Genomic DNA, 600 nt, shown 5'->3' with positions numbered 1-600 from the left:
TCAGGGTCCACCCGCAGGGCGAGTCCGGCCGGCGAACGGTCATTCTGCAGCACGGGCACCGAGGCGACGTCCCCGACCCTCACCTTCACCCGGTCCGGCTGGAGTTCGGGTGGCTGCTTGTCGTCGCGAGCCGCGGTGGGGACCACCGTGACCCGGGCGGTGGCGGAGTGGGTGCCGTTGGAGACCGTGTAGGAGAAGGAGACAGCCTGGTCCAGGCCACCCGGTGCGGTGATGCGCAGGAGATGGCGGTCGACCAGGGTCACCTCCAGGGGAAGGCCGTCCGGCAGATCCAGGTTCTGGACCACGAGCACACCGCCGGCGGGATCCGAGTCATTGTCCAGGGGCGCGGCCAGGGCCGCTCCACCTGCGGGCAGGACCACCAGGTCGTCCTCCGCGACGGGGGAGGCATCGGCCTGGGTGTCCACGACGTCCACCCGCACCACGCCCACCGCCGTGGAGGGCCCGTCGGTGACCGTGTAGGTGAACTGGTGGGTGCCCACGGACTGGGCGGTGAAGGTCAGGGTCCCCAGGTCCAGGTCGGGGACCACGGTGGACCCGGCAGGCGCCGGGGAGACCCCGACCAGGGTGAGCGTGTCCCCA

The 600-nt window shown here is 71.8% G+C and carries 1 protein-coding gene; it reads right to left on the bottom strand.

Going from position 1 to position 600, the window contains the following annotated elements; translation table 11 throughout:
* Positions 1 to 600 (bottom strand): Ig-like domain-containing protein (locus tag FK530_RS26115; protein WP_231706797.1); only part of this gene is annotated, 600 nt, incomplete at both ends.

The sequence above is a fragment of the Tsukamurella conjunctivitidis genome (genome assembly GCF_007858475.1).
Lineage (GTDB): Bacteria > Actinomycetota > Actinomycetes > Mycobacteriales > Mycobacteriaceae > Tsukamurella > Tsukamurella conjunctivitidis.
This window is presented reverse-complemented; position numbering and strand designations above follow the sequence as displayed.